Annotated in this window: 23 protein-coding genes and 1 tRNA gene; 15 read left to right on the top strand and 9 right to left on the bottom strand. The window is 72.0% G+C overall.

Annotated features, from left to right (window positions below; translation table 11 throughout):
• Both H0H10_RS38385 and H0H10_RS38380 read left to right on the top strand, forming a co-directional pair.
• Entirely contained in the window at positions 1-321 is a 321-nt protein-coding gene (locus H0H10_RS38385; RefSeq protein ID WP_188185848.1) for a 4a-hydroxytetrahydrobiopterin dehydratase, read from the top strand.
• 194 nt (positions 322-515) lie between these two features.
• Positions 516-950 carry a hypothetical protein gene (locus H0H10_RS38380; RefSeq protein WP_188185847.1) on the top strand — a complete coding sequence of 145 codons (435 nt, stop codon included), beginning with the start codon at positions 516-518 and terminating at the stop codon, positions 948-950.
• Positions 951-1,074: 124 nt separating this feature from the next.
• Here H0H10_RS38380 and H0H10_RS38375 read toward each other — a convergent pair whose 3' ends face one another.
• Positions 1,075-1,830, bottom strand: coding sequence for a ferritin-like domain-containing protein (locus H0H10_RS38375; RefSeq protein ID WP_188185846.1), 756 nt, complete (start codon positions 1,828-1,830; stop codon positions 1,075-1,077).
• Positions 1,831-1,990: 160 nt separating this feature from the next.
• Between H0H10_RS38375 and H0H10_RS38370 the strand changes: the two genes are divergently transcribed.
• Positions 1,991-2,239 carry an SCO4226 family nickel-binding protein gene (locus H0H10_RS38370; protein ID WP_188185845.1) on the top strand — a complete coding sequence of 83 codons (249 nt, stop codon included), beginning with the start codon at positions 1,991-1,993 and terminating at the stop codon, positions 2,237-2,239.
• A 217-nt stretch (positions 2,240-2,456) separates the two neighbouring features.
• On the opposite strand, the gene H0H10_RS38365 is transcribed toward H0H10_RS38370, so the two are convergent.
• Entirely contained in the window at positions 2,457-2,612 is a 156-nt protein-coding gene (locus H0H10_RS38365) for a hypothetical protein (RefSeq protein WP_188185844.1), read from the bottom strand.
• Between the two features lie 196 nt (positions 2,613-2,808).
• On the bottom strand, positions 2,809-3,498 hold the full coding sequence (phoU, locus tag H0H10_RS38360; protein WP_188185843.1) for a phosphate signaling complex protein PhoU: 690 nt from the start codon (positions 3,496-3,498) through the stop codon (positions 2,809-2,811).
• 201 nt (positions 3,499-3,699) lie between these two features.
• Between phoU and H0H10_RS38355 the strand changes: the two genes are divergently transcribed.
• Complete coding sequence (locus H0H10_RS38355) at positions 3,700-5,220, top strand: ATP-binding protein (protein ID WP_223181043.1); 1,521 nt, start codon at positions 3,700-3,702, stop codon at positions 5,218-5,220.
• Positions 5,221-5,225: 5 nt separating this feature from the next.
• Entirely contained in the window at positions 5,226-5,897 is a 672-nt protein-coding gene (gene phoP, locus H0H10_RS38350) for a two-component system response regulator PhoP (protein ID WP_466113876.1), read from the top strand.
• A 144-nt stretch (positions 5,898-6,041) separates the two neighbouring features.
• On the opposite strand, the gene H0H10_RS38345 is transcribed toward phoP, so the two are convergent.
• Positions 6,042-6,761: a copper chaperone PCu(A)C domain-containing protein gene (locus H0H10_RS38345; protein ID WP_188185842.1), complete on the bottom strand. Its 720-nt coding sequence runs from the start codon at positions 6,759-6,761 to the stop codon at positions 6,042-6,044.
• 742 nt (positions 6,762-7,503) lie between these two features.
• Here H0H10_RS38345 and H0H10_RS38340 point away from each other — a divergent pair.
• The 6 genes from H0H10_RS38340 to H0H10_RS38315 all read left to right on the top strand — a co-directional run bounded on the left by H0H10_RS38340 (position 7,504) and on the right by H0H10_RS38315 (position 14,025).
• Complete coding sequence (locus tag H0H10_RS38340) at positions 7,504-7,986, top strand: CarD family transcriptional regulator (protein WP_003953493.1); 483 nt, start codon at positions 7,504-7,506, stop codon at positions 7,984-7,986.
• 226 nt (positions 7,987-8,212) lie between these two features.
• Complete coding sequence (ispD, locus tag H0H10_RS38335) at positions 8,213-8,968, top strand: 2-C-methyl-D-erythritol 4-phosphate cytidylyltransferase (protein ID WP_188185841.1); 756 nt, start codon at positions 8,213-8,215, stop codon at positions 8,966-8,968.
• Entirely contained in the window at positions 8,958-9,464 is a 507-nt protein-coding gene (gene ispF / locus H0H10_RS38330; protein WP_188185840.1) for a 2-C-methyl-D-erythritol 2,4-cyclodiphosphate synthase, read from the top strand. Before ispD ends, ispF begins: the two co-directional genes overlap by 11 nt.
• A gap of 215 nt (positions 9,465-9,679) precedes the next feature.
• Positions 9,680-11,080, top strand: a complete 1,401-nt coding sequence (gene cysS / locus H0H10_RS38325; RefSeq protein WP_188185839.1) for a cysteine--tRNA ligase — start codon at positions 9,680-9,682, stop codon at positions 11,078-11,080.
• A 109-nt stretch (positions 11,081-11,189) separates the two neighbouring features.
• Entirely contained in the window at positions 11,190-12,131 is a 942-nt protein-coding gene (gene rlmB, locus H0H10_RS38320) for a 23S rRNA (guanosine(2251)-2'-O)-methyltransferase RlmB (protein ID WP_188185838.1), read from the top strand.
• Between the two features lie 118 nt (positions 12,132-12,249).
• Positions 12,250-14,025, top strand: coding sequence for a DoxX family protein (locus H0H10_RS38315; protein WP_188185837.1), 1,776 nt, complete (start codon positions 12,250-12,252; stop codon positions 14,023-14,025).
• A gap of 111 nt (positions 14,026-14,136) precedes the next feature.
• On the opposite strand, the gene H0H10_RS38310 is transcribed toward H0H10_RS38315, so the two are convergent.
• The 4 genes from H0H10_RS38310 to H0H10_RS38295 form a co-directional block, all read right to left on the bottom strand.
• The gene (locus tag H0H10_RS38310) at positions 14,137-14,871 is read right to left on the bottom strand and encodes a nucleotidyltransferase family protein (RefSeq protein WP_188185836.1); all 735 of its coding nucleotides are present in this window, start codon (positions 14,869-14,871) and stop codon (positions 14,137-14,139) included.
• Between the two features lie 60 nt (positions 14,872-14,931).
• Positions 14,932-15,387, bottom strand: coding sequence for a hypothetical protein (locus H0H10_RS38305; RefSeq protein WP_188185922.1), 456 nt, complete (start codon positions 15,385-15,387; stop codon positions 14,932-14,934).
• A gap of 246 nt (positions 15,388-15,633) precedes the next feature.
• A complete protein-coding gene (msiK, locus tag H0H10_RS38300; RefSeq protein WP_188185835.1) occupies positions 15,634-16,770 on the bottom strand; it encodes a diacetylchitobiose ABC transporter ATP-binding protein MsiK in 1,137 nt (378 codons plus the stop codon).
• A gap of 133 nt (positions 16,771-16,903) precedes the next feature.
• Positions 16,904-17,947: a helix-turn-helix transcriptional regulator gene (locus H0H10_RS38295; RefSeq protein WP_188185834.1), complete on the bottom strand. Its 1,044-nt coding sequence runs from the start codon at positions 17,945-17,947 to the stop codon at positions 16,904-16,906.
• Positions 17,948-18,080: 133 nt separating this feature from the next.
• On the opposite strand from H0H10_RS38295, the gene H0H10_RS38290 reads away from it, so the two are divergent.
• Entirely contained in the window at positions 18,081-18,491 is a 411-nt protein-coding gene (locus tag H0H10_RS38290) for a DUF3224 domain-containing protein (protein ID WP_188185833.1), read from the top strand.
• A 93-nt stretch (positions 18,492-18,584) separates the two neighbouring features.
• Positions 18,585-18,658 (top strand) — tRNA-Thr (locus tag H0H10_RS38285).
• A 63-nt stretch (positions 18,659-18,721) separates the two neighbouring features.
• On the opposite strand, the gene H0H10_RS38280 is transcribed toward H0H10_RS38285, so the two are convergent.
• Positions 18,722-19,603 carry an aminoglycoside phosphotransferase family protein gene (locus tag H0H10_RS38280; RefSeq protein WP_188185832.1) on the bottom strand — a complete coding sequence of 294 codons (882 nt, stop codon included), beginning with the start codon at positions 19,601-19,603 and terminating at the stop codon, positions 18,722-18,724.
• A 132-nt stretch (positions 19,604-19,735) separates the two neighbouring features.
• On the opposite strand from H0H10_RS38280, the gene H0H10_RS38275 reads away from it, so the two are divergent.
• Complete coding sequence (locus H0H10_RS38275) at positions 19,736-21,142, top strand: NAD(P)/FAD-dependent oxidoreductase (RefSeq protein WP_188185831.1); 1,407 nt, start codon at positions 19,736-19,738, stop codon at positions 21,140-21,142.
• Between the two features lie 102 nt (positions 21,143-21,244).
• The gene (locus H0H10_RS38270; RefSeq protein WP_223181042.1) at positions 21,245-24,511 is read left to right on the top strand and encodes a Tat pathway signal protein; all 3,267 of its coding nucleotides are present in this window, start codon (positions 21,245-21,247) and stop codon (positions 24,509-24,511) included.
• The last annotated feature ends 10 nt before the right edge of the window (positions 24,512-24,521 follow it).

The following is a 24,521-nucleotide window of genomic DNA, read 5'->3' as shown; positions in this document are numbered from 1 at the left end:
ATGACGGAGGCACCGGTGCCACTGAGCGAGGGCGACATTGAAGCGGCCCTGCGTGACGTCCCCGGGTGGCGACGCGAGGGCGACGAGATCACCCGCACATTCGGCATCCGCTACCACGGCGGCGTCGCCATGATCGTCCACGTAGCCGACATCGAACGCCTCATCAGCCACCACGCGGACATCGACCTGCGCTGGGACCGGATCCGCTTCGGCATCACCACCCACGACGCCGGCCACAAGCTGACAGCCGCCGACTTCGACCTGGCCCAACGCATCGACGCCATCGCCCGGGCCCACGGCGCGAATCCCCTTGACGCCTGACACTGCAGCCCGCTGGCACGGGGCTGTGGACAAGGCTTGCTCTGGCCGACGCGGGCAACCTAACTGCATCTCACCCAGTGGCCCTTTACCGCACCACTTGCGTCGGCGTCTGCAAAACCGGCAGATCTGTCCACGGTGTCCACTCCGTCGGCGACCCTGTCCCTTGCTAATGGCTCGTTAACAGGGGGGCTGTCATGGTGTCCGTACTCACCAGCACACTGAACTGGGTTGAAGACACCGTCAACAAGAAGAGTGGCGCTGCCGTCATCCGGAACGCCTGGGTACGTGACCGGGAAGGAAAGGATCGGCTGAGCCTCACGCGCCTCCAGGCGGTTCGAAAGCACATCGTGCGCCGAGGGCTGCGTACGTTCCCCGATCGCTTGCATTACCCCGGAGAGGACTGGTCCTTCGTCGTCTACCGGCCCGAACTCCTCGTCTTAGACGTCGGTGTACTCGCTGCCGACCCTCAGAAACGCGCGGCGCTGGACTACGTCATGGAGGCCCTCAACCAGGGCACGTATGGCCAGTACCTCGTCAGTGGGCACCGGTTCCGGAACAAGTTGCTCGAACTCGCGTCAGCGCACCCGGAGATCCACTGGCAGTTCAAACAGCAGGACGCGGCTGCATGAGCAACGCCCTCAGCGCCAGCTTGATGCGCCTGCCGTCACACGTCAGCCAACCGAGGATCTGGGACGGGGGTGCAGCTGCTCTACGGAGCTGGAGACCTCGGAAGGCGGCCGCGCGTTCGCGAGACTAGTCGTCGTCGCTGGCAACGGCCTGCCCGCCGCTCGTCCATTCGTCCGGTCGAGGTGCCAGCACCGTGGAGATCACCGCGTCCGATGACGCCATGACCTCGGACACGAAGCGGCGGCGGGTGAGGCCGAGGTGGTGCAGGGCGCGGCCGTGGTCGGTGGCGACCACGAGGGTGGCTCCGAGCAGGAGGAGGCGCCACAGGGTCATCAGGGGGCGGCGGGCGGGGCGGGGGAGTCGTGTCAGGGAGGCGTGCAGGCGTTCGGAGTGGAACGGGACGTGGCGCTGCTCGTCGGACAGGATGCGCCCGGCCACGTCCGAGGTGAGCGGGTCCTGGGTGCCGTCGCGCAGGGCGCGGTAGTACCGCAGCGCCACCACCTCGGCGATCATCAGCACCAGCAGTTCCATGCGCAGGCCCAGCAGGCGCCGCAGGCGTACGAAGGCCGTGTCGCTCCAGTGGCTCGACAGGGGCGCTTTGCCACCCGCCCTCAGGAGCCGGGCGAGCAGGCGGGCGTGGTTCTGTTCCTCGGCGACGAAGAGCCGGACCGCCTGGGCGTAGTCGGCGTCGCCGGCCTGGTCCGCCTTGCCGACGAGGTTCGCGCCGTCGCCGTCCTCGCCCACCTGGAAGCGCTGGATGCTGGCCCACACCGCCGCAGGCAGGGTCGCCCCCCGCTTCCAGTCCGGATCCCCCTGGGCCTGCCGGCGCTCCCGCTCGTCCTCGAACCGCCGTGTCCACTTGGCGAACCCGTCAGCAAGCACCCGTCAGCCCCTCCCCGAGGCACGGCCACCGTGCCTCGGAGAAGGACGACGCCGGTGGATACGGAAACGTTCCACTTCCCGCTGGGCGGCTGCATCGGCGCGGCGCGGCCGCCGTACCGGGCGCACCATGGAGGTAGGACCCGGAAGGGGGTGCCACACCATGGCGCAGTTCATGGACGTCCATCACGACATGCGGGGCATCACGGCCGACCAGCTCCGCGAGGCACACCAGGCCGACCTCGCCATCGAGAAGGACGAGAACGTGCACTTCGAGCGGGCGTGGGCGGACCCGGAATCCGGCACGGTCTACTGCCTCTCCGAAGGGCCGTCGGCCGAAGCGGTCCAGCGTATCCACGAACGCGCGGGACACAAGGCGGACGAGATCCACGAGGTGTCGTTGTCCATCTGATGTGCCGATGGAGTACGGCTACTCAGGATGCGGTCACACCTGGCTCAGTGCTCTGCGCTGCGCGATCCTCCGGTCAGCAGCCAGGCCAGGGTGACCTGGGGACCGTGGCGCTGTGCCGGTCCGCGGCCTCGGTGATACGGCACCGCTCAGGGGACCTCGGCGGCGTATGGCGAAGGGCCCCGGCGCGCGCTGCCGGGGCCCTCGGTGTCGTACGTCGTCAGCCGCACTGGCAGGGGTTGCCCGACTGGCAGCCGCAGCCGCAGCCCGATCCGCAGCCGCACGCGGCGATCAGGGGCAGCATGCCGGTGTCGGCGGGCTGCTCGGTCGGACGTTCCTGTGCGGGGTCGGGCGTGGTGGTGGGGGATTCGGCCATGGGTCCCTCCTTGATGCCGGTGCCTGTGCACCTTTGCCCATTTCATGCCCCGGGGCGTGGTCGCATCAACGGCGCACGGAGGCGTTCGGGCGCGCCCCCGCGCCGCAGGGCCCCGGACCCGTGCCGCACGGCCCCTGGGTCCGTGCCGCTGGGCCCGGACCCGTGCCGCAGGCCCCCGACCCGTGCCCCGGACCCGTCAGGCGCCCTCGACCTGTGTCACCGGCTGGATGTCGGCCTGCAGCTCGTCCGCGTGCTCGCCGGTGACCAGGTACACCACGCGCTTGGCGACGGCGACGGCGTGGTCGGCGTAGCGCTCGTAGTAGCGGCCCAGGAGGGTGACGTCCACGGCCGTCTCGATGCCGTGCTTCCAGCGGTCGTCCATCAGGTGCTGGAAGAGCGTGCGGTGCAGCAGGTCCATCGCGTCGTCGTCCTGCTCCAGCTGGAGCGCCAGGTCGACGTCCTTGGTGATGATCACCTCCGCGGCCTTGGCCATCAGGCGCTGCGCGAGCTGGCCCATCTCCAGGATGGTCGCGTGCAGGTCGCGCGGCACCGCGCGGTCCGGGTAGCGCAGCCGGGCCAGCTTGGCCACGTGCTGGGCCAGGTCGCCGGACCGCTCCAGGTCGGCCGACATCCGCAGCGAGGTGACGACGATGCGCAGGTCCGTCGCCACCGGCTGCTGCCGGGCCAGCAGGGTTATCGCCCGTGCCTCCAGGTCGTGCTGGAGCTCGTCGACCTTCTGGTCGGCCTCGATCACGCTCTCGGCCAGCTTCAGGTCGGCGTCGAGGATGGCGGTCGTGGCGCGCCCGATCGCCGACCCGACCAGCCGGGCCATCTCCACCAGTCCGTCGCCGATCGAGTCAAGTTCCTCGTGGTACGCGTCCCGCATCAGGGTTCCTCTCGTACGTCCTTTTAGGGGGGTCTCACCCCTCGCTTCACCCCCACGCTTCCACGTTCCGGCCCGTACGCGTCCGTTTCCGGCACCCCGAATGAACCAGTACTGGCCCCAAGGTGAACTCTGGGCGACGAGTGTTCGAGGTCGCCCTCCGATGGCTGGGGCGGGGCCCCGGGCCATGCCTAACCTGGATGCATGGACGTGAACGCGGCGGTCGCCGCAGCGGCAGCGATCGCCGGAGTGCTCACCGGTGTCATCGCCATGCTGGCGTTCCGCTGGAGCGAGCGCGACCAGAAGCGGCCCACCCGGACCTCCCTGCACACCGACCCGGTGCTCCCGCCCGGCGTGGACACCGTCCTGTCGGTGCTCAGGTCCTCCGCCGTCGTCCTCGACGAGGCCGACGCCGTCGTCAAGGCCAGCTCGGCGGCGTACGCCCTCGGCCTGGTCCGGGGCGGCAAGCTGGCCGTCGAGCCCATGCTGCAGATGGCCCGGGACACGCGGAGGGACGGGGAGATACGGCAGGTCGAGCTGGATCTGCCGAGGCGCGGCAACGGACGGGGCGAGGCCCTCGCCGTGTCCGCCCGCGTCGCGCCCCTCGGCTCCCGGCTCGTGCTCCTGCTCGTCGAGGACCTCACCGAGGCGCGCCGCATCGAGGCCGTACGACGCGACTTCGTCGCCAACGTGAGCCATGAGCTGAAGACGCCCGTCGGCGCGCTCTCCCTGCTCTCCGAGGCGGTCATGGACGCCTCCGACGACCCCGAGGCCGTGCAGCGCTTCGCCGGGCGGATGCAGATCGAGGCGACCCGGCTGACCAATCTCGTGCAGGAGCTCATCGACCTGTCCCGGGTCCAGAACGACGATCCGCTCGACGACGCCGAGCCCGTCCGGGTGGACGAACTGGTCGCCGAGGCCATCGACCGCTGCCGGCACGCGGCCGGCACCAAGCAGATCACCATGGCCGCCGGAGGCACGGCCGACCTGCACGTCCGCGGCAACCGCGGCCAGCTCGCCGCGGCCCTCGGCAACCTCGTCGAGAACGCCGTCAACTACTCGCCCGCCCGCACCCGCGTCGGCATCGCCGCCCGCCGTGTCGGCGCATCCGGCGGTGACATGATCGAGATCGCCGTGACCGACCAGGGCATCGGCATCTCCGACAAGGACAAGGAGCGCATCTTCGAACGCTTCTACCGCGTCGACCCGGCCCGTTCCCGGGCCACCGGAGGCACCGGCCTCGGTCTCGCGATCGTCAAGCACGTGGTCGCCTCGCACGGCGGGGAGGTCACGGTGTGGAGCGCCGAAGGCCAGGGTTCCACCTTCACCCTGCGGCTGCCGGAGGCGGGCACGGCCCGCGCCGGCGACCGCACACGGCAGCGGACCGCCCCTGACGCGTACGCGGACCACATGGAGCACGCGGAGCACGCGGACCATGCGGATCCGGCTGACGGCCAGGAGCAGGTGGATCAGGCCCATGCCGATCAGGAGCGCCCCGCGGACCACTCCGATCACGCCGATCACGCAGATCGCTCCGATCACGCGGATCACCCCCGTCACGCCGAGCGCGCGGAGCACGAACAGCGTGCCGAGTGCGCGGAGCACGAAGAGCGTGCCGAGCGTGCGGGTCTCAACGGTGAGACCCGGCGGCCCCGTCGCACTTCCCCCCACGCATCCCCCCCATCCCCGTACGAAACGCTTCCCGCCCCGGAGGTCCTTCCGTGACCCGAGTGCTCGTCGTCGAGGACGAGGAGTCCTTCTCCGACGCCCTGTCGTACATGCTCCGCAAGGAGGGTTTCGAGGTCGCCGTCGCGACCACCGGGCCCGACGGACTCGACGAGTTCGAGCGCAACGGCGCCGACCTCGTCCTCCTCGACCTGATGCTGCCCGGACTGCCGGGCACCGAGGTGTGCCGTCAGCTGCGCGGCCGTTCCAACGTCCCCGTGATCATGGTGACCGCCAAGGACAGCGAGATCGACAAGGTCGTCGGCCTGGAGATAGGGGCCGACGACTACGTCACCAAGCCCTTCTCCTCCCGCGAGCTGGTCGCCCGCATCCGGGCCGTCCTGCGCCGCCGGGGCGAACCGGAGGAGGTCGCCCCCGCCGCCCTGGAGGCCGGACCCGTCCGCATGGACGTCGACCGGCACGTGGTGACCGTCGGCGGCACCAAGGTCGACCTGCCGCTGAAGGAGTTCGACCTGCTGGAGATGCTGCTGCGCAACGCCGGCCGCGTGCTGACCCGCATGCAGCTCATCGACCGGGTGTGGGGTGCCGACTACGTCGGTGACACCAAGACCCTCGACGTCCACGTCAAGCGGCTGCGCGCCAAGATCGAGCCCGACCCGGGCGCGCCGCGCTACCTGGTGACGGTGCGCGGCCTCGGCTACAAGTTCGAACCGTAGGCCGGCACCTGAGCGACGGAACGTGAGCAAGGGCGGGACCTCTCGGAGGTCCCGCCCTTGCTCAGTGCTTGTCCGGTGCTCAGTGCAGTCCGGCCTTCGGTGTCCGGCCCGCGTCACATCCGGCTTAGTGGCCGGTCGACCGGCTCAGTGGCCGGTCGACGCCTCCTGCGACGCGGTGCCGCCGTCGGCCGGGGCCGTCGACGTGGACGTGTCGCCGGACGCGCCGTGCTCCCCGCCGTCGGCCGGGGCGCCGGAGGTCTGGCCGTCGGCCGGCTCCCCGCCGTCCTCGCCCGCCGGTTCCCCGGTGGCCTCGCCGGAGGGCTGCGCCGTCGCGCCCGCCGCGCCCGGGACCTCGCTCGGGCCCCAGGACTCGAAGTAGCTCTCGGCCGGGACGACGAACGCGCGCAGGGTCACGTCACCGGTCTTGCTGAAGGTGAAGGTGATCTTCTGGGCGTTGCCGTCCTGGATGGCCTCGCGGCTGCTGGGCAGGACCGCGGTGGCGTTGTCCTTGCCGCCGAGGACGAGGGAGCCGCCCGCCGGGATGGTCAGGTCCTTGCCGCCCTTCGCGGGCTTCAGCTCGGCGGACTTGTCGGTGCCGTCGACCGTGATGGACTCGAGCTTCTGGTCGGTGCTGCCGGCATTGAAGAAGGTGGCAGCGACGACGGCGGGGCCGGTCGACTCCAGGTCGGGCTGGGTGATGACGACCGCGTTCTGGATCTTGATGTCGCCGACGGTCGTCGCCGCGTTGTCCGGCTTGATCTCCAGGGTCTGGGCGTTGTGGCCGGCGCCGCACGCGGCGAGCGAGGCGATCGAGAACGCGATGGCGGCGGCGGCGAGGGCGCCGCGTCGAAGGCTGCTGCTCACGGCGGCGGCAACTCCTTGACTCGAGCGAGGCGGCGGCCACGGAATAAAGCCGCCCTAAGTGTCTGTCAGCGGCCTCAGGTTACCGAGCCGTTCCCGGGCGGCCGCACCCGACCCTCCCCTAGGCCCTCCGCTTCGCTCAGCAGGCGGTAGTTCCGGGGCTCGGAGCCGGGCATTCCGGAGCCCCGGGAACCGGATGGCCGGGCGCCGCCGTCCTGGACTTCCGTGGACCTGTGCCGGACGGGGCCTCTCCCGGGACGGATGAGTCCGGTCCTGTGACAGATGAGACTGCAGAGTCACATTGGGGCGCGCACTCGTCCGTCATTCACATAAGAAGCCATCCACAAGAAGCCGCCCGGGGGAATTCCCGGTGAAGGAATGCGCGGCCGTGCGGACGGCCGCGGAATTGATCACCGAGACCCGCGCGGGGCGCCGTGTGATCAATTCGGGATTCGTCCGGAACCCCCTCCCGGCCACCGAACGGAGTAGCGGAAGTCGCACGCCTGGAACCGGACATATGGGGATCTTCGACCGCCGGTGCGGGCCTCCCGAGGTGTGTAACGTGCGCGTTTCCCTCGCCCCGAACAGCCGCTCCGACCTGCGAATACCTTCTTCCGCTCGGCCGCCGCAGCACGTTCCTCTTGCTGTTGTCAAGCCCCGAGATATGCCCTGACCTGCGAAAACGCCATTCAGAAGACGCCGTATCCGTGTTACCCTGGATAGCCACGGAAGGGGTACCTGTCACATGACGTTCAAGGTTGGCGACACCGTGGTCTATCCCCATCACGGGGCCGCGCTGATCGAGGCCATCGAAACTCGCCAGATCAAAGGCGTGGACAAGACCTACTTGGTGCTGAAGGTCGCCCAGGGTGACCTGACGGTGCGTGTGCCAGCGGACAATGCGGAGTTCGTCGGCGTGCGTGATGTGGTCGGTCAGGACGGACTGGACCGGGTCTTCGAGGTGCTGCGCGCACCGTACGCCGAGGAGCCCACGAACTGGTCGCGTCGATACAAGGCAAACCTGGAGAAGCTCGCCTCCGGCGATGTCATCAAGGTCGCGGAGGTCGTGCGCGACCTGTGGCGTCGTGAGCGCGAGCGCGGACTCTCCGCCGGTGAGAAGCGGATGCTCGCCAAGGCCCGCCAGATCCTGGTGAGCGAGCTGGCTCTCGCGGAGAACACCAACGAGGACAAGGCCGAGGCCCTGCTCGACGAGGTTCTCGCGTCCTGACGCGTGCGGCAGTGCCCGCTCGGTTCACACTGAAATGCCGCGGTGCCCGATGACGTCTTTCCGTCGCCGGGCGCTGCGGCATGTCCGTACCCGATACCGATACCGGGCGTGCCGACCCGGGCGACTCGCTCGACCAGCGTCACGGAAGGGTCCGGTCGGGGCGTCGCGCCCGGCACTTCCCAGGCCATACCCACGCCAGGCCAGCACACAAACCTGACAGGAACCGATGTCTGACGAATCGCGACCCGCACCGGCCGCGGCCGCCCGCACGGCCGTCGTGATCCCGGCCGCCGGCCGGGGCGTACGCCTCGGACCCGGCGCCCCGAAGGCGCTCCGCGCCCTGGGCGGCACCCCCATGCTGATCCACGCGGTCCGTGCGATGGCCGCATCCCGTGCGGTCTCCCTGGTCGTCGTCGTGGCCCCGCCCGACGGCGCCGCCGAGGTCAAGAGCCTGCTCGACGCGCACGCGCTGCCCGACCGGACGGACTTCGCCGTCGTGCCCGGCGGCGAGACGCGCCAGGAGTCCGTACGGCTCGGACTCGAGGCGCTGCCGCCCGGCTACGACATCGTCCTCGTGCACGACGCGGCCCGGCCGCTGGTGCCGGTGGACACCGTGGACGGCGTGATCGAGGCCGTCCGCGACGGAGCCGTCGCCGTCGTGCCGGCGCTGCCGCTCGCCGACACCGTCAAGCAGGTCGAGCCGGCCGCGGTGCCGGGCGAGCCGGAGCCGGTGGTGGCGACGCCGGAACGGGCCCGGCTGCGCGCGGTGCAGACCCCCCAGGGCTTCGACCGGGACACGCTGGTGCGGGCGCACGAGACGGTGACCGGCGACGTCACCGACGACGCGAGCATGGTCGAGCGGCTCGGGCGGACGGTCGTCGTGGTGCCCGGTCACGAGGAGGCGTTCAAGGTGACCCGGCCCCTCGACCTGGTCCTCGCGGAGGCGGTCCTGGCGCGCAGGAGGCTCAACGATGGCTTCTGAGGGCGGTTTCGACTCCTTCCCGCTGCCGCAGGTCGGCATCGGCACCGACATCCACGCCTTCGAGGACGGCCGCGAGTTGTGGTGCGCCGGCCTGAAGTGGGAGGGCGAGGGCCCTGGTCTGGCCGGGCACTCCGACGCGGACGTCGTCGCGCACGCCGCGTGCAACGCGCTGTTCTCGGCGGCCGGACTCGGCGACCTGGGGCAGCACTTCGGCACCGGGCGCCCGCAGTGGTCCGGGGCGTCCGGGGTGACGCTGCTGACCGAGGCCGCGCGGATCGTGCGGGAGGCCGGCTTCCGGATCGGCAATGTCGCGGTGCAGGTCGTGGGCCCCCGGCCGAAGATCGGCAAGCGGCGCGAAGAGGCGCAGAAGATCCTCTCGGAGGCGGCCGGGGCACCGGTGTCGGTGTCCGGTGCGACGACCGACGGGCTCGGCTTCCCGGGCCGGGGAGAGGGCCTGATGGCCGTGGCGACGGCACTGGTGGTACGGGCCGGCTGAGCGGGCCGCGCGCTCGCGTGTCGGCCGGACCTGGTGTCGGCCGGGCCCGGTGTCCGCCGTTCCCAGTGTCCGCCGTTCCCGGCGTCCGCCGGACCCGGTCTCCGGCCGTGCGCGGGGTCACGGAAGCGCGGCAAAGCGGGTCGCGAAAACCATGAAAACGCGCCCGCCGGTCCGGCGGGCCCATGGCACTGCCCGGCGCCCACTACCCTGGACACGTGACGATTCGCCTGTACGACACCAGCGCCCGGCAGATCCGTGACTTCGCCCCGCTCACGCCCGGGTGTGTCTCGATCTACCTGTGTGGCGCCACGGTGCAGGCCGCCCCGCACATCGGGCACATCCGGTCCGGGCTGAACTTCGACATCATGCGCCGCTGGTTCGCCCACCGCGGCTACGAGGTGACGTTCATCCGCAACGTCACCGACATCGACGACAAGATCATCAAGAAGGCGGCCGAGCAGAACCACCCCTGGTGGTCCATCGGCTACGAGAACGAGCGGGCGTTCAACGACGCCTACGCCGCCCTCGGCTGCCTGCCGCCGACGTACGAGCCCCGCGCCACCGGGCACATCACCGAGATGGTCGAGATGATGCGCGGCCTGATCGAGCGCGGCCACGCCTACGAGTCCGAGGGCAACGTCTACTTCGACGTACGGTCCCTGCCCGGGTACCTGTCCCTGTCCAACCAGGACCTGGACGACCTGCGCCAGCCCGAGAGCGAGGGCGAGACCGGCAAGCGGGACCCGCGCGACTTCGCCATGTGGAAGGCGGCCAAGCCCGGCGAGCCGAGCTGGGAGACGCCGTGGGGCCGCGGGCGGCCGGGGTGGCACCTGGAGTGCTCCGCCATGGCCCACAAGTACCTGGGCCGGGAGTTCGACATCCACGGCGGCGGCATCGACCTGATCTTCCCGCACCACGAGAACGAGATCGCGCAGGCCAAGGGCTTCGGCGACGCCTTCGCCCGGTACTGGGTGCACAACGCCTGGGTCACCATGAGCGGCGAGAAGATGTCGAAGTCGCTCGGCAACTCGGTGCTCGTCGGCGAGATGGTCAAGCGGTGGCGCCCGATCGTGCTGCGGTACTACCTGGGCACCCCGCACTACCGCTCCACCATCGAGTACAGCGAGGAGTCGCTGCGCGAGGCCGAGTCGGCCTTCGCCCGTATCGAGGGCTTCGTGCAGCGCGTCACCGAGCTGGCCGGTGGCGCCGTCGAGCCCTCCGCCGAGGTGCCGCCCGCCTTCGCCGAGGCGATGGACGACGACCTGGGCGTGCCGCAGGCGCTGGCCGTCGTGCACACCACGGTCCGGCAGGGCAACAGCGCGCTGGCCGCCGACGACAAGGAGGGCGCCGTCGCCCGCCTCGCCGAGGTCCGCGCCATGCTCGGCGTGCTCGGCCTGGACCCGCTCGACGCGCACTGGGCGGGCGGGAGCGAGGAGAGCGAGGATCTGCACGGCGTCGTCGACAGCCTCGTACGCCTCGTCCTCGACCAGCGTGAGGCCGCCCGGGCCCGCAAGGACTGGCCCACCGCGGACGCCATCCGGGACCGGCTGGGCGACGCCGGTCTGGTCATCGAGGACAGCCCGCAGGGACCCCGCTGGAGCCTCGGTTCCCGCTGACCCGTCCCGGTCAGGAAGATCGACTGTGCCGCCCGGCCCTCCGGGCGGCACACTGCATAAGACGCAAGCAGTACACACACTCCCGTAAGAGAGCGGAGACAGGTAACTCATGGCCGCGAACAACCGCCGCATGTCCGGCAAGAAGGGCGCGCAGGTCGGCAGCGGCGGCAAGCGGCGCCGGGGCCTGGAGGGCAAGGGACCCACGCCCCCCGCCGAGATGCGCAAGGGACACGCCAAGCAGCGCGCCGCCCAGGCGAAGGCCCGCCGCTCGCAGGGCCGTCCGCAGCAGCGGCGCGGCGGCGGACGCTCGGCGTCCGAACTCGTCGTCGGCCGCAACCCCGTCGTCGAGGCGCTGCGCGAGGGCGTGCCCGCCTCCACGCTCTACGTCCAGCAGTTCATCGACAACGACGAGCGGGTGCGCGAGGCGCTCCAGCTCGCGGCCGAGCGCGGCGGCATCAACCTGATGGAGGCGCCGCGTCCCGAGCTGGACCGGATGACCAACGGGCTCAACCACCAGGGCCTGGTCCTCCAGGTCCCGCCGTACGAGTACGCCCACCCCTCCGACCTCGCCGACGCCGCCTTCGACGAGGGCGAGGACCCGCTGATCGTCGCCCTCGACGGGGTGACCGACCCGCGCAACCTCGGTGCCGTCGTCCGGTCCGTCTCCGCCTTCGGCGGCCACGGCGTCGTCGTGCCCGAGCGGCGCGCGGCCGGCATGACGGCGGGCGCCTGGAAGACGTCCGCCGGCACGGCCGCGCGCACGCCGGTCGCCCGTGCCACCAACCTCACGCGCGCTCTGGAGGCGTACCAGAAGGCCGGGATCGTCGTCGTGGGTCTCGCCGCCGACGGGGAGGTCGAACTCGGCGAGCTGGAGGCCCTGGACGGGCCCGTCGTCATCGTCGTCGGCAGCGAGGGCAAGGGCCTGTCCCGGCTGGTCGGCGAGACGTGCGACTTCCGGGTGCGGATCCCGATGCCCGGTGGCGCCGAGTCACTGAACGCGGGTGTCGCGGCGGGGATCGTCCTGTACGAGGCGGCGCGCCGGCGGGCCTGAACCGGCGTTCGACATGGTCCCCCGCGCGGGGGGTTCGGGGTGGTTCGGGCGCGTTTGACGGGGTCCGGACAGATCCGGCGGGTCAAAGCAGTGTCCTAACGTCACGTCACTCGGTTAGATGAGTGTGGACACCAGAACACCCCGCACACCCACGGGGGACCGCTCGTCGGGAATCGACGACGCTCCCGCGCTGAGCACGGTGAAGGTGCCGAGCGATCCGGCCCAGGTGATCGTCAGTCACGCGAGTTTCCGCGTGCAGCTGGGTGCCTCCGCGCGGCGGACCCGATCCCCGCGGATCGCGCGGCACTTGAGCGCCACCCAGGACACCGCCCGCATCCCCGTCGTCGGCGCCGCCGAACGCGCGGGCGCCGGCGCGGGTGCCCGCCGCCGCCCCCTCGTCTGGAGCGGCCGGTCCGATCCCGACGACACCGGCGCCCACCGACTGCTCCAGGCGGTGCGGGCCGGAGCCGGCCGCCACCCCGAGGAGGCCGCCGCCGACGCCGGAGCCACCCAGGTCATCCCCCGCGTCACCGTGGACGACGGCACCCCGGGCGGCACCACCCACACCCCGTACACCGGCTACGACCCGGGATACGACGGGTACGACGACGACTCCACCCAGACCCTCGAAACCCCCGTGGTCGGCGCCCAGCGCGGCCCGGGCCGCGAGGGGACCCGGCTGCTGCCTGCCATGCGGACCGTCGGCAGCGCCTACGACGAACCGGCCTACGACGAACCCGTCTACGACGAACCCCTCTACGCCGACGAGGACTTCGGCTCCGGCCCCGACGACGGGTACGCGGACGAGACCGCGCCGCGCGCCAAGCGCCACGCCGCCGACGACCCGGCACGGCACGCCTACCACCCCGGCCGCCGTATGAACCTCGGCGTCGTGCTGCTGCCCCTGCGCGTCTTCCTCGGCTTCATCTCCGTCTACGCCGGCATGGGCAAGCTCTGCGACCCCGTCTACTTCGACGGCGGCGAACGCGGCTCCATGGTCAAGTGGCTCAACACCCTGCACCCCTGGGACGTCGCCGAGCCGCTGCGTCAGTTCGCCCTCGCCCACCCCGTCGGCTCCGGGCTCGTCATCGCCTTCCTCCAGGTCATCGTGGGCGTCCTGACCATCCTCGGCTGCTGGCAGCGCGTCGCCGCCGCCATCGGCGCGGCCCTGTCCGCCGCGCTCCTGATCACCGTCAGCTGGAAGAGCGTCCCCGCCTACGACGCGCCGGACATCATCTACCTCGCCGCCTGGTCCCCGCTGATCATCGCCGGTGCCCCCGTCTACTCCGTGGACGGCCGGCTCACCGCCGGCGCCTGGCGACGCCTCGGCCCCCGCGCGGCCATCTGGGACCTGCGCCGCTACGTACTGCGCCGCGGCGCCCTCGTCACCTTCCTCGTCACCGGCCTCACGCTCCTCGTCGGTTCGCTGCTCGGCGGCGCCGTCCGGGACGCCGACCGGGTGGTCGTCCCGGGGCCCGGCGAGGCCCCGCGCAACGAGCAGCCCGGCTCCCCGCTCCCCCAGGAGCCCGGCGAGCGGCAGCGCACGCCCGGGGCGTCCTCCTCACCGACCCAGGGCGCCACCTCCGGCACGACGGCGACCCCCTCCACGGGCGCCGCGGCCACGCCGGGCGCGACCGGCGACGGCAGCGGTACCGCCACCGGCGGCGCCCCCAGCCAGACCCAGGGCACCGTCGGCCAGGCCCCGTCGCAGCGGACCGCCCCGGCCGAGCAGGCCCCGAGCACCACCACGGGACCGACCTCCGGCGGCGCCACCGCCGGCGGCAGCGGCGGGGGCGGCTCGACCGGAGGCACCGGTACCGGAACCGGCGGCGGTGACGGTGGTTCGTCCACGGGTGAGCCGGGCGGCCGTCTGGTGGGCGGCCTCCTCGGCTAGCCCCCGGCCACGGCCCGGTGTACGACGACGGGGTCCCGCACGTGATCGTCCGTGCGGGACCCCGTCATTTCGTCCCTGTGATGTCAGGTCGGTTCCGGGAACTGCGCGGGCTCAGCGTCCCTGCGCCGCCAACTCCCGCGCCGCCTCCGTCAGATCCTTCGCGGTGTCGATCGCGCGCCAGTAGGAGCCCTGCGGAATGGGGAAACCGGCCAGCCGGCGCTCACGGGCCAGCCGCGGGAACGTCGTCCGCTCGTGGTCCCCGCGCTCCGGGAGCATCGCGGCGAACCCCGGGGAGAAGACGTACACGCCCGCGTTGATCTCGAAGGTCGAGGGCGGTGCCTCTATGAAGTCGGTGATGTGACCGAAGCCGTCGGTCTGCACGGCGCCCCACGGCAGGCGCGGACGGGCCAGGGCGAGGGTCGCGACGGCGTCCCGCTCGGTGTGGAAGTCGGCCATGTCGCGCAGCGAGAACCGGGTCCAGATGTCGCCGTTGGTGGCGTACCAGGCCCGGTCGGGGTGGGGCAGGTGCGCGGCGGCGTACTTCAGGCCGCCGCCGCGGCCGAGGGGCTCGGTCTCCACGACCGTGGTGACGGACAGCGGCAGATCGGCGGTCTCCAGCCACTTCTGCAGGACCTCGGCGAGGTGGCCGCAGGAGACCACCACGTCCGTCACGCCCTCCTCGGCGAGCCAGGCAAGCTGATGGCCGATGATCGGAGTCCCGGTGCCCGGGATCTCGACCATCGGCTTGGGCCGGTCGTCGGTGTAGGGACGCAGCCGGGAACCCTGTCCGCCGGCCAGGACGACGGCTTGAACGGGGCGGCGGGACGCAGCGTTCGGATCGGTCATGCCCGAACTGTACGTGGCGTCCCCGGCCGGCACGCAGCCCTGCCGCCCGGTGGCCGGTGCTCAGCCGTGCGCGGCCAGGACGCCCGAGGCGAAGGCGGTGTCGCAGACGGGTCGGGCGTACGACTGGGCGCGGGTCGGGCCGTACGTCCGCACCGCGGCGCGGCCCAGGGAGCGGGCGATGGAGGCGCAGTGCCGGGCCAGCGACGGGCGGTCGTCGACGGCCTGCTGGAGGTGGGTCAACGCCACGCCCGGATCCTCCTCCTGAAGCTCGGTCAGCAGCCGGTCGCGCAGCACCTCGTGCGGGGCGCGGGCCGCGGCGCGCGAGGATGCCCCGGTGGCGGAGGCCTCCGACGCGGTGAGCACCGAGTCCGAGGGGGTCCCCGACCAGTTGACTCGGGTGACCGCCAGGGTCCCGGAGAGCACCAGGACGACGGGCAGGACGAAGGCGAGGGAGCGGCCGATCCGGCGGGCCGGGCCCCGGCCGCGTCGCGTCTGTTGGGGGGCGGAGTGCTTCACGGAGTGCTTCACGCGAGTGAGAGTAGCGTCCGGTAGTGATTTGGCGACATTTAGTCACCGGTTCGGGGGATGGGGAAGGGTGCGGAAATGGGTAGAGGGTTGACGCACACGGCTCGAAACGTCCGTTGTATCGGGGTATTTGTCGACAACGAGAAGGGCCCCGCAGCAGGCTGCGGGGCCCTTCTTCGTCAACACGGGTGAATTCACCCGTTACGGGGGTGTGGGACCGCGTCGGCCCACGGCGCCTCAGTCGGAGAGACGCTCACCCGTGGAGGTCGAGAACACGTGGGTCTCGCCCGGCCGCGGCACGACGTGCACGGTGGCGCCCTTCTCCGGCACCGAACGGCTGCTGACGCGGACCACCAGGTCCTTCGTCTCGCCGCCGACCTCGACCGTGCCGTAGATGTAGCCGTCGGCGCCGGTCTCCTCCACGACGTTCACCGAGACCGCGAGGCCCGCCGGGGCCTCCTCGGAGTCCTTCGACAGGGACGCGGACACGCCGCCGTTGAGCTCCACCACGTCGAAGTGCTCCGGGCGGACGCCGACGGTGACCGTGCGGTCGCCCTTGTCGGAGGCGGCCTTCAGGGCCTCCCGGCTGACCGGCACCACGCTGTTGCCGAACTTCACGCCGCCGTCGGTGATCGGCACCTCGACCAGGTTCATGGCCGGGGAGCCGATGAAGCCGGCGACGAAGAGGTTCGCGGGCTTGTCGTACATGTTCCGCGGGGTGTCGACCTGCTGGAGCAGACCGTCCTTCAGCACCGCCACCCGGTCGCCCATCGTCATGGCCTCGACCTGGTCGTGGGTGACGTACACGGTGGTGATGCCGAGGCGGCGCTGGAGGCTCGCGATCTGCGTACGGGTGGAGACACGGAGCTTGGCGTCCAGGTTGGACAGCGGCTCGTCCATGAGGAACACCTGCGGCTCACGCACGATCGCGCGGCCCATCGCCACACGCTGGCGCTGACCACCGGAGAGCGCCTTCGGCTTGCGGTCGAGGTACTGTGTGAGGTCGAGGATCTTCGCGGCCTCCTCGACCTTCTGCCGGATCTCCGCCTTCGGCACGCCGGCGATCTTGAGCGCGAAGCCCATGTTGTCGGCGACCGTCATGTGCGGGTAGAGCGCGTAGTTCTGGAACACCATGGCGATGTCCCGGTCCTTCGGCGGCAGGTGCGTGACGTCGCGGTCACCGATGCGGATGGCGCCGCCGTTGACGTCCTCGAGACCCGCGAGCATCCGGAGCGAGGTCGACTTGCCGCAGCCGGACGGGCCGACCAGGACGAGGAACTCCCCGTCCGCGATCTCGATGTCGAGACCGTCTACCGCGGGCTTGTCGGAACCCGGGTAGATCCGGGTCGCCTTGTCGAACGAGACAGTGGCCATGGTGAATGGGCCCCCTTCTACCGGCAGGAACGTGCCGGACGATCCGTTGTAGGAAGGTGGTGCCACGACGGGGAATCCCGTGGTGGTGTCCGTGGATGTTCAGTTGTGGTGTAGTCCACACGGGTGAACTGGGTCAGGACGGTACCTGGCGTTCACCTGGTCTGTCAGTACCTGCGGGCATGTGAACTTCGCCGAAACTTTCGACCCGGTCCGGCGCCGCGTACCGCTCGGCCAGCACCGCCACCACCTCCGCGACCGCCTCGCGCAGCCCCTCGGGACCCAGCACCTCCGCCTCCGCGCCCAGCCGCAGCAGGTCCCCGACCGCCACGGCCCGGGACTCCACGGCGATCTCCACCTCCACCCACCCGTCCCGGTCCGGCGCCCCGGCGGTCTCCAGCGCCCGCACGCCCGCCGCCCCGAACTGCATCGGCAGCAGCCGCCGCGCCCGCGGCGAGATCCGCAGTCGCGCGGTCTCCTGGCGCAGCGCCGCCTCCAACTTCCGCGAGGACTCCTCCCAGTAGGCGGCCAGGGCGAAGTCCGCCGGCCGCTCGAAGCTCTCGCCGGTCTCCTCCAGAGCCCGGAAACGCGACACCCGGTACGTGCGTACGGCCTCCTGCGCCAGCGCCACGACGTACCAGATCCCGCCCTTGAGGACGAGCCCCAGCGGGCGCACCTCCCGGTGCACCTCACCGCCCCAGCGCTGGTACCGGACCCGCAGCACCCGCTGGTCCCACACCGCCCGCGCGATCGCCTCCAGCCAGGGCACCGGATCGGCGTCACGGAACCACGCAGGGGCGTCCAGGTGGAACCGCTCCTGCACTCGCCTGCCCTGATCGGCCAGCTCGTCCGGCAGCGCGGCCCACAGCTTCAACTGGGCGGTCGCCAGCACCGCACCCAGCCCGAGTTCGCGCGCCGGTCCCGGCATCCCCGCCAGGAACAGCGAACCGGCCTCGGCGTCCGTGAGGCCCGTCAGCCGTGTGCGGTACCCGTCCATCAGCCGGTACCCGCCGGCGGGCCCCCGGTCGGCGGTGACCGGGACCCCCGCCGCGCCCAGCGCCTCCACGTCCCGGTAGACGGTACGGACCGACACCTCCAGTTCCGCGGCCAGTTCGGGCGCGGTCATCCGGCCCCGGTTCTGGAGCAGCAGGAGCAGGGAGAGGAGCCGGTCGGCGCGCATGGGAGTCATTGTGGCCGCCGTCGACGCCGTACCTGACAGAGGATGTCAGGTACGTCCCCCAGGCTGGTCCCGCACGGCACGGCACGCACGGACACCGACGCCGGCAGCGGCGTCGCGGCACGAGAGGACACCCATGCCCACCACCCGGACCACCGGCCACTTCTCCTTCGCCGACTGGAAGGAGCACGCCGTCACCGGCGAGGACGCCACCCCCCGCCTCGCGCACGCCGCCGTCACCAACACCTTCTCCGGCGGCATCGAGGCCGGCGGCACCACGTGCGAGTACTCCATCGTCTACGTCACCGGCAAGACCGGCACGTTCACGGGCATGGAGCTGCTGGCCGGCCGGGTCGACGGCCGCGAGGGCGCGTTCGCGCTGGAGGAGCGGGGTCACTTCGACGAGGACGGCACCGTGCACTGCACGTTCGAGGTGGTGGCCGGCTCGGGGACGGGGGAGCTGACCGGGCTGCGGGGGAGCGGGGCCTTCACCGCCCGGCACGGGGAGACGTCGGTGGCCTACGACTTCGCCTACGAACTGGGGTGACGAACCGCGATGACCGGGGCGGCGAACTTCGTGGCTCGGGGAAACGCGCTCTGTGTACAGTGGAGCAGCCTCCGCGCCTCGTCGGCGCGCGGTGCCTCCTTAGCTCAGCTGGTTAGAGCGCCGCTCTTGTAAAGCGAAGGTCGTCGGTTCGAATCCGACAGGGGGCTCGGTCATGCGAACGGCCCCCGCCTGGGACAGGCGGGGGCCGTTGCCGTTGCGGTGCCGGGGGCTCAGGTCCGCAGCCGGCGGGCGATCTCCAGTTGCTGCTCCTCCAGCGGATCGTCGTCGTCGACGTTCCACAGGCAGTTCTGCAGGACCCGGCCGAGGGTCCAGGCGCGGGCCCGCTCCCGGTCCAGGCCGAGGACGTCGGTCATGGCGTCGAAGCGCCACCGGACCTCGCCGGGGTCGTAGCGGTTGTCCAGGGCCGGCATCAGGTCGAAGCCGGGGTCGCCGGCCAGCGGCTTGGGGTCGATGGCGAGCCAGGGGGCGCGGTCGGAGGCGAGGACGTTGTCGTAGTGCAGGTCCCAGTGCAGCAGCCGGTCGCCGGGCTCGCCGGCGACCTCGCGCACGGCGGCGGCGCAGTCGGCGACCAGGCGGCGGGCCCCGGGGTCGGGGATGCGGTCCAGGGCCCGGGGCGTCCGGTCCAGCATGTCCTGCGCGATGTCGCCGAGGCGGCGCAGGCCGGCCGGGGCGGGTCCGGCGGTGAGGTGGGCCAGCAGCCCCGCGATCACCAGGACGGCCTCGCGGGAGTCCTCGACGTGGCTGAGCATCCGGGACGGATCCAGGCGCTCCAGGAGCATCGTGCCGGTGGCCTCGTCGTGGTCGAGGAGGCGTACCGCGCCGTCGCCGTCCCACAGCCGCAGCGCGACGGGTTCGCCCTCGGTCTCCTCGCCGAGGATCTGCAGTTTCAGCACGGCGGGGGTGCCGTCCCGGCGCCGTACGACGGGCAGTACGAGGGCGGCCCAGCCGTGCATCGACGGGCCGTCGAGCCGCAGGTCCCAGCGGTCCAGAAAACCGGCCGCGAGAGCGGGCAGGGAGTCGATGAAGGCGCGGCCGGCCTCTCCGTTGTACTTCGCCTGCGAGACGGCGAGCGCGTCCGGAACGTCGATCACGTCTGCCGACGCTACCGGGGCGCGGCGGCGCGGTCATGCGAATAAACGGCCGCTCGACGAGCCCTCGAAGGCCGGAAATTCCACTGAATCCGAAGGAGACAGCGGCCGCCGGCCCGGGTTAACGTCCCGGCCATGAGCAGCCCGACCAGCGGTGTCGTGAACGGTGGAATCTCCTTCTGGTACGCGGACGACGGTCTTCCGGCGGTGCGGGAGCCGCTCGCCGGGGACGCGTCGGCGGACGTGGCGATCGTCGGGGGTGGATACACGGGGCTGTGGACGGCGTACTACCTGAAGAAGGCGGCGCCGTTCCTGCGGATCACCGTGCTGGAGCAGAAGTTCTGCGGCTACGGCGCCTCGGGGCGCAACGGCGGCTGGCTGTACAACGGCATCGCGGGCCGCGACCGGTACGCGCGGCTGCACGGCCGGGAGGCGGCGGTGCGGCTGCAGCGGGCGATGAACGACACCGTGGACGAGGTGATCCGGGTCGCCGAGGCGGAGGCCATCGACGCCGACCTGCACAAGGGCGGCGTGCTGGAGGTGGCGTGCACGCCCGCGCAGGCGGCCCGGCTGAGGGCGTTCCACGAGGCCGAGCTGGCGTTCGGCGAGAAGGACCGGGAGCTGTACGGCGCCCGGGAGACGGCCGAGCGGATCAGGGTGGCGGACGCGGTCGGCTCGACCTGGACGCCGCACGGGGCCCGGGTGCACCCGGTGAAGCTGGTCAAGGGGCTCGCTGCGGCCGTCGAGGGGCTCGGCGTGACCATCCACGAGTCGACGCCGGTGACGGAGATCCGCCCACGGCACGCGGTGACGCCGTACGGCACCGTGCGGGCGCCGTACGTCCTGCGCTGCACGGAGGGCTTCACCGCCTCCCTCAAGGGACAGAAGCGGACCTGGCTGCCCATGAACTCGTCGATGATCGCGACCGAGCCGCTGACCGGCGCGCAGTGGGAGTCGATCGGCTGGGCCGGCCGCCAGACGCTCGGCGACATGGCGCACGCCTACATGTACGCGCAGCGCACCGCCGACGGCCGGATCGCGCTGGGCGGGCGCGGAGTGCCGTACCGCTTCGGCTCCCGCACGGACAACGACGGCACCACCCAGGCGGCGACGGTCGAGGCGCTGCGCGAGATCCTGGTCCGCTTCTTCCCGGCGCTGGCCGGACTGCGGATCGAGCACGCCTGGTCCGGGGTGCTGGGCGTGCCGCGTGACTGGTGCGCGACGGTCACCCTGGACCGGTCGACGGGACTGGGCTGGGCGGGCGGCTACGTCGGCTCCGGCGTCGCCACGGCCAACCTGGCGGCACGGACGCTGCGGGACCTGGTGCAACTGGACTCGGGCCAGGGCGGCCGCACGGACCTGACGGACCTGCCCTGGGTCGGCCACCGGGTGCGCAAGTGGGAGCCGGAGCCCCTGCGCTGGCTCGGGGTGCAGGGCATGTACGCCGTGTACCGCGAGGCCGACCGACGCGAGCGCACCTCCCACGGCACGACCTCGTCCCGGCTGGCCAGGGCGGCCGACCGGGTGGCGGGACGGCACTGACGCACCGGGCCCGGCCGAGATCCGCCGGAAAACTTGTGAGGCACATGTCACACCCGTGTGCCAAGATCCCGTCCATCACCGGAAGATCCAAGGGGGGATCGCATGCCCGGCACCGAAGACATTCCCGGGGCGAGACGCAGACGGCCGGGCCTGATGCCGGCCGCGTTCGCCGTCGTCGTCTCGTTGCTCGCCTCACTGCTGGCCCTGACCACGGCGGGCGGTGCCCGCGCCGCCGAGCCGGAGTGTGCGCCGCTCGCCCTCGCGCCGTTCGGCGACCCGGGTGACGCGGTCGGCAAGGCGAGCATCGCACGGGAGACCGCCGCGTGCTTCACCGTCACCGCCGACGCGCCCGGCCTGTACCTGGTGTCGCTGGACGACAGCAACAACGAGACGTTCACGAACCTGTACGCCGCCGACGGCACCGAGGTGGACTGCGCCGGCGACGAGTTCGCCACGAACGGCATGTGCACCCTGCCCTCGTCGGGCACCTACCGGCTGGAGGTCTTCAACAACGGCTGGGAGGACGCGGACGCGGTCGTCACGATGGTCCGTCTGAGCTCGACCGAGGGCTGTGCGGAGCCCGTCGGCACGAACTGGGACCAGCCGGACCAGGTGCGCACCACCGTCTCCCCGGTCGAGGTCGACTGCCAGCCCTTCCGGGGCCGGGCCGGTGAGCGGATCCGGCTCACCGAGGGCTCCAGGGTGTACGGCGAAGCGCTCGCCTGGATCACCGACGACAGCGGTGCCCGGATCTGCCCGCACTTTCCCGAGGACGGCGAGGACAGCTGCGTGCTGCCGGGGGACGGGCCCTACCGGGTGCTGTCGCGGGTCTCGTACACCGAGAAGGGCTTCCCCGCCGAGTACGCCGTGAAGGTCCGCCGGCTGAACGAACCGCAGGGGTGCACCACCGTCCCCGTCCGGCCGTTCGGGCCCCTGGAGAAGGTGGACCTCACCACCAATCCCTGCTTCACCTTCGCCGCCGCCAAGGCGGGCCCGCACACCGTGAACTTCGTGAACGAGGCCGGGGAGAGCGGTCCGTCCCGGGTGTACGACGCCTCCGGCATCACCGTGTGCCGGGCGAACTCCGACCCGTGCCGGCTGCCTCGCGCGGGCGCATACACCGCCGTCCTGGACGGCTCCTACCCCTTCACCGACGAAACCCCGGACGGGCTGGTCGTCCTGGACCGGGCCTCCGGCGCCGGGTGCGAGCCCGCGGACACCGGTGGCCTCCACCGCGGTGAGCTGACCACCGCCGGCCAGTACGACTGCCTGGAGCCTGCTGTTCCGCAGGGGGCCACGATCGCCGCGCTCACCCCGCTCGGCGGGGCCGGCGTGGACGCCGACGCGGAGGCCGTCGACCGCGACGGCGTGGTGCAGTGCAACGAGAGCGAGCTGTCCGGCGGCAGGTGCGCGCTCACCGGCGCCGCCCCCTACCGGCTGCTCGTCCACGCCGACGGCACTCCCGCGACCGGTCCCTACGCGCTGGCACTGCACCGCACGGACGCGGCGGGCGACTGCCCGGTCCTGCCGGCCGGCAGTTTCGCGGACGGGGGCGCGAAGGCCACGCTGACCACAGGCGACGGGGTCTTCTCGCACTGCCTGAGCATCCCGGCGGACGCGCACACGAAGGCCGAGGTCTTCCAGCTCGTCGCCACGTCCGGCGAAGTCCCCGCCCGGTTCTCGGTGCTGGACTCCACCGGGAAGCAGGTCTGCGACCGCGGCGCGAGCACCAACGGCTGGGTGGTCTGCACCCTGACCCCGGGCAAGGCCCACACCGTGCTGGTGACCGGCCGGGACCAGGCCGCCACGTACACGCTGACCCGGCGCGACGTGACCGGAAGCGCCGCCTCGGCGGGGTGCGCCAGGACGGCGGCGGCAAAGGTCGGCGGTCCCTCGGTGGGCGGCACGTACGACGCCCCCGGCACCCTGCGCTGCCACCAGATCACCACCGAGGCGGCCACGGACGTCGTGCACGTCGACGTGCGGGACCCGCTGGGCACCGCCAAGACCGCCGTCCTCGGTGGGGACGGCACCGCCGAGTGCTCCTTCCGCAACCACTCCTGCGCGGTGACCGGCTCCACCAGCCACCAGGTCCTCGTGCAGACCCCGCCGACCGCCAAGGCGGCCCCCACCTACCGCCTCGACGCCCTGCGCATCGCCACCGCGGAAGGCCCCGCCCCCGAGTGCACGCGCGTCCCGTCGGTCGCCTACGGGTACGGGCCGGTCACCGGCACGCTCGACGAGCAGCACACGGCCGTCTGCGCGGCGCTGCCCACCGCCGGCATCGACGTCTTCGACGCCGAGATCACCGACACCACCGGGGCGGACACCACGGCGGTGCCCGCGCTGTACGACAGCGACTGGTCCGACGGCTGTATGCGCTACATCCCGAGCGGCTACCAGTGCTCGGCCGGAGGTTCCGGCTCCGCAGCCGCCCCCACCGTGCTGGTCCTCGGACTGCCCGAGAAGGCGTCGAGCACGGCCTACCGCGCGAAGCTGGTCTGCAAGTTCGGCCTGTGCGGCCCGGACCGGGTGTCCGTCGCCTCGGTGAGCCCGGACACCGGGGCCGCCGAGTCCAAGGTGACGCTCACCGTGACGGGCACTGCGCTCGGCCCGGACGCCGAGGTCCGGCTCGCCCGCAGCGGTGCCTCGCTGACCGCCACCACCCAGTCGGTCTCCGCGGACAACCGGACGCTGACGGCGACCGTCGACCTGACCGGCGCGACCCCGGGCACGTACGGGATCAGCGTGCTCGCACGCGGTGCCGAGTACCAGAAGGGCACGTTCACGGTGACCGGCCCCGAGCTGCGGAACACGGCCGCGCCCGAGGTGACGGGAGCGGTGAAGGTCGGCGCCGAGGTCACGGCGTCGCCCGGCAGCTGGTCGTCGGTCCCGACGTCCTACACGTACCAGTGGAAGGCCGACGGCCAGGCCATCTCGGGCGCGACGGCGCCGACGTACACCGTCCCGGCCTCGCTGCTCGGCAAGCGGCTCGGCGTGACCGTCACCGCGGTCCGCGGCGGATGGAAGGACGGTACGGCGTCCTCGGCGGCCACGGTCGTCGCCGAGGGGGACGCTCTCCGGGCGACCCAGCGCCCGGTGATCTCCGGTACCGCCAAGGTGGGCAAGGCGCTGATGGTGTCCGCCGGAGCCTGGAGCCCCGCCGCGGGGTCCTTCAGCTACCAGTGGTTCGCGGACGGCCGGGCGATCCCCGGGGCGACCGCGCGCGTACTGATCCTGAAGGCCGCGCAGCAGGGCAAGAAGATCACCGTGAGGGTCGTGGCGCACCGTGCCGGCCATCGGGACGGGGCCGCGGTGAGCGGGCCGACCACGGCCGTCGGTGCCTTCCCGGTGACGAACCGGCGCTGACCTGTCTTTA

It is taken from the genome of Streptomyces griseicoloratus (assembly GCF_014534645.1).
GTDB classification, from domain to species: domain Bacteria; phylum Actinomycetota; class Actinomycetes; order Streptomycetales; family Streptomycetaceae; genus Streptomyces; species Streptomyces griseicoloratus.
This window is presented reverse-complemented; position numbering and strand designations above follow the sequence as displayed.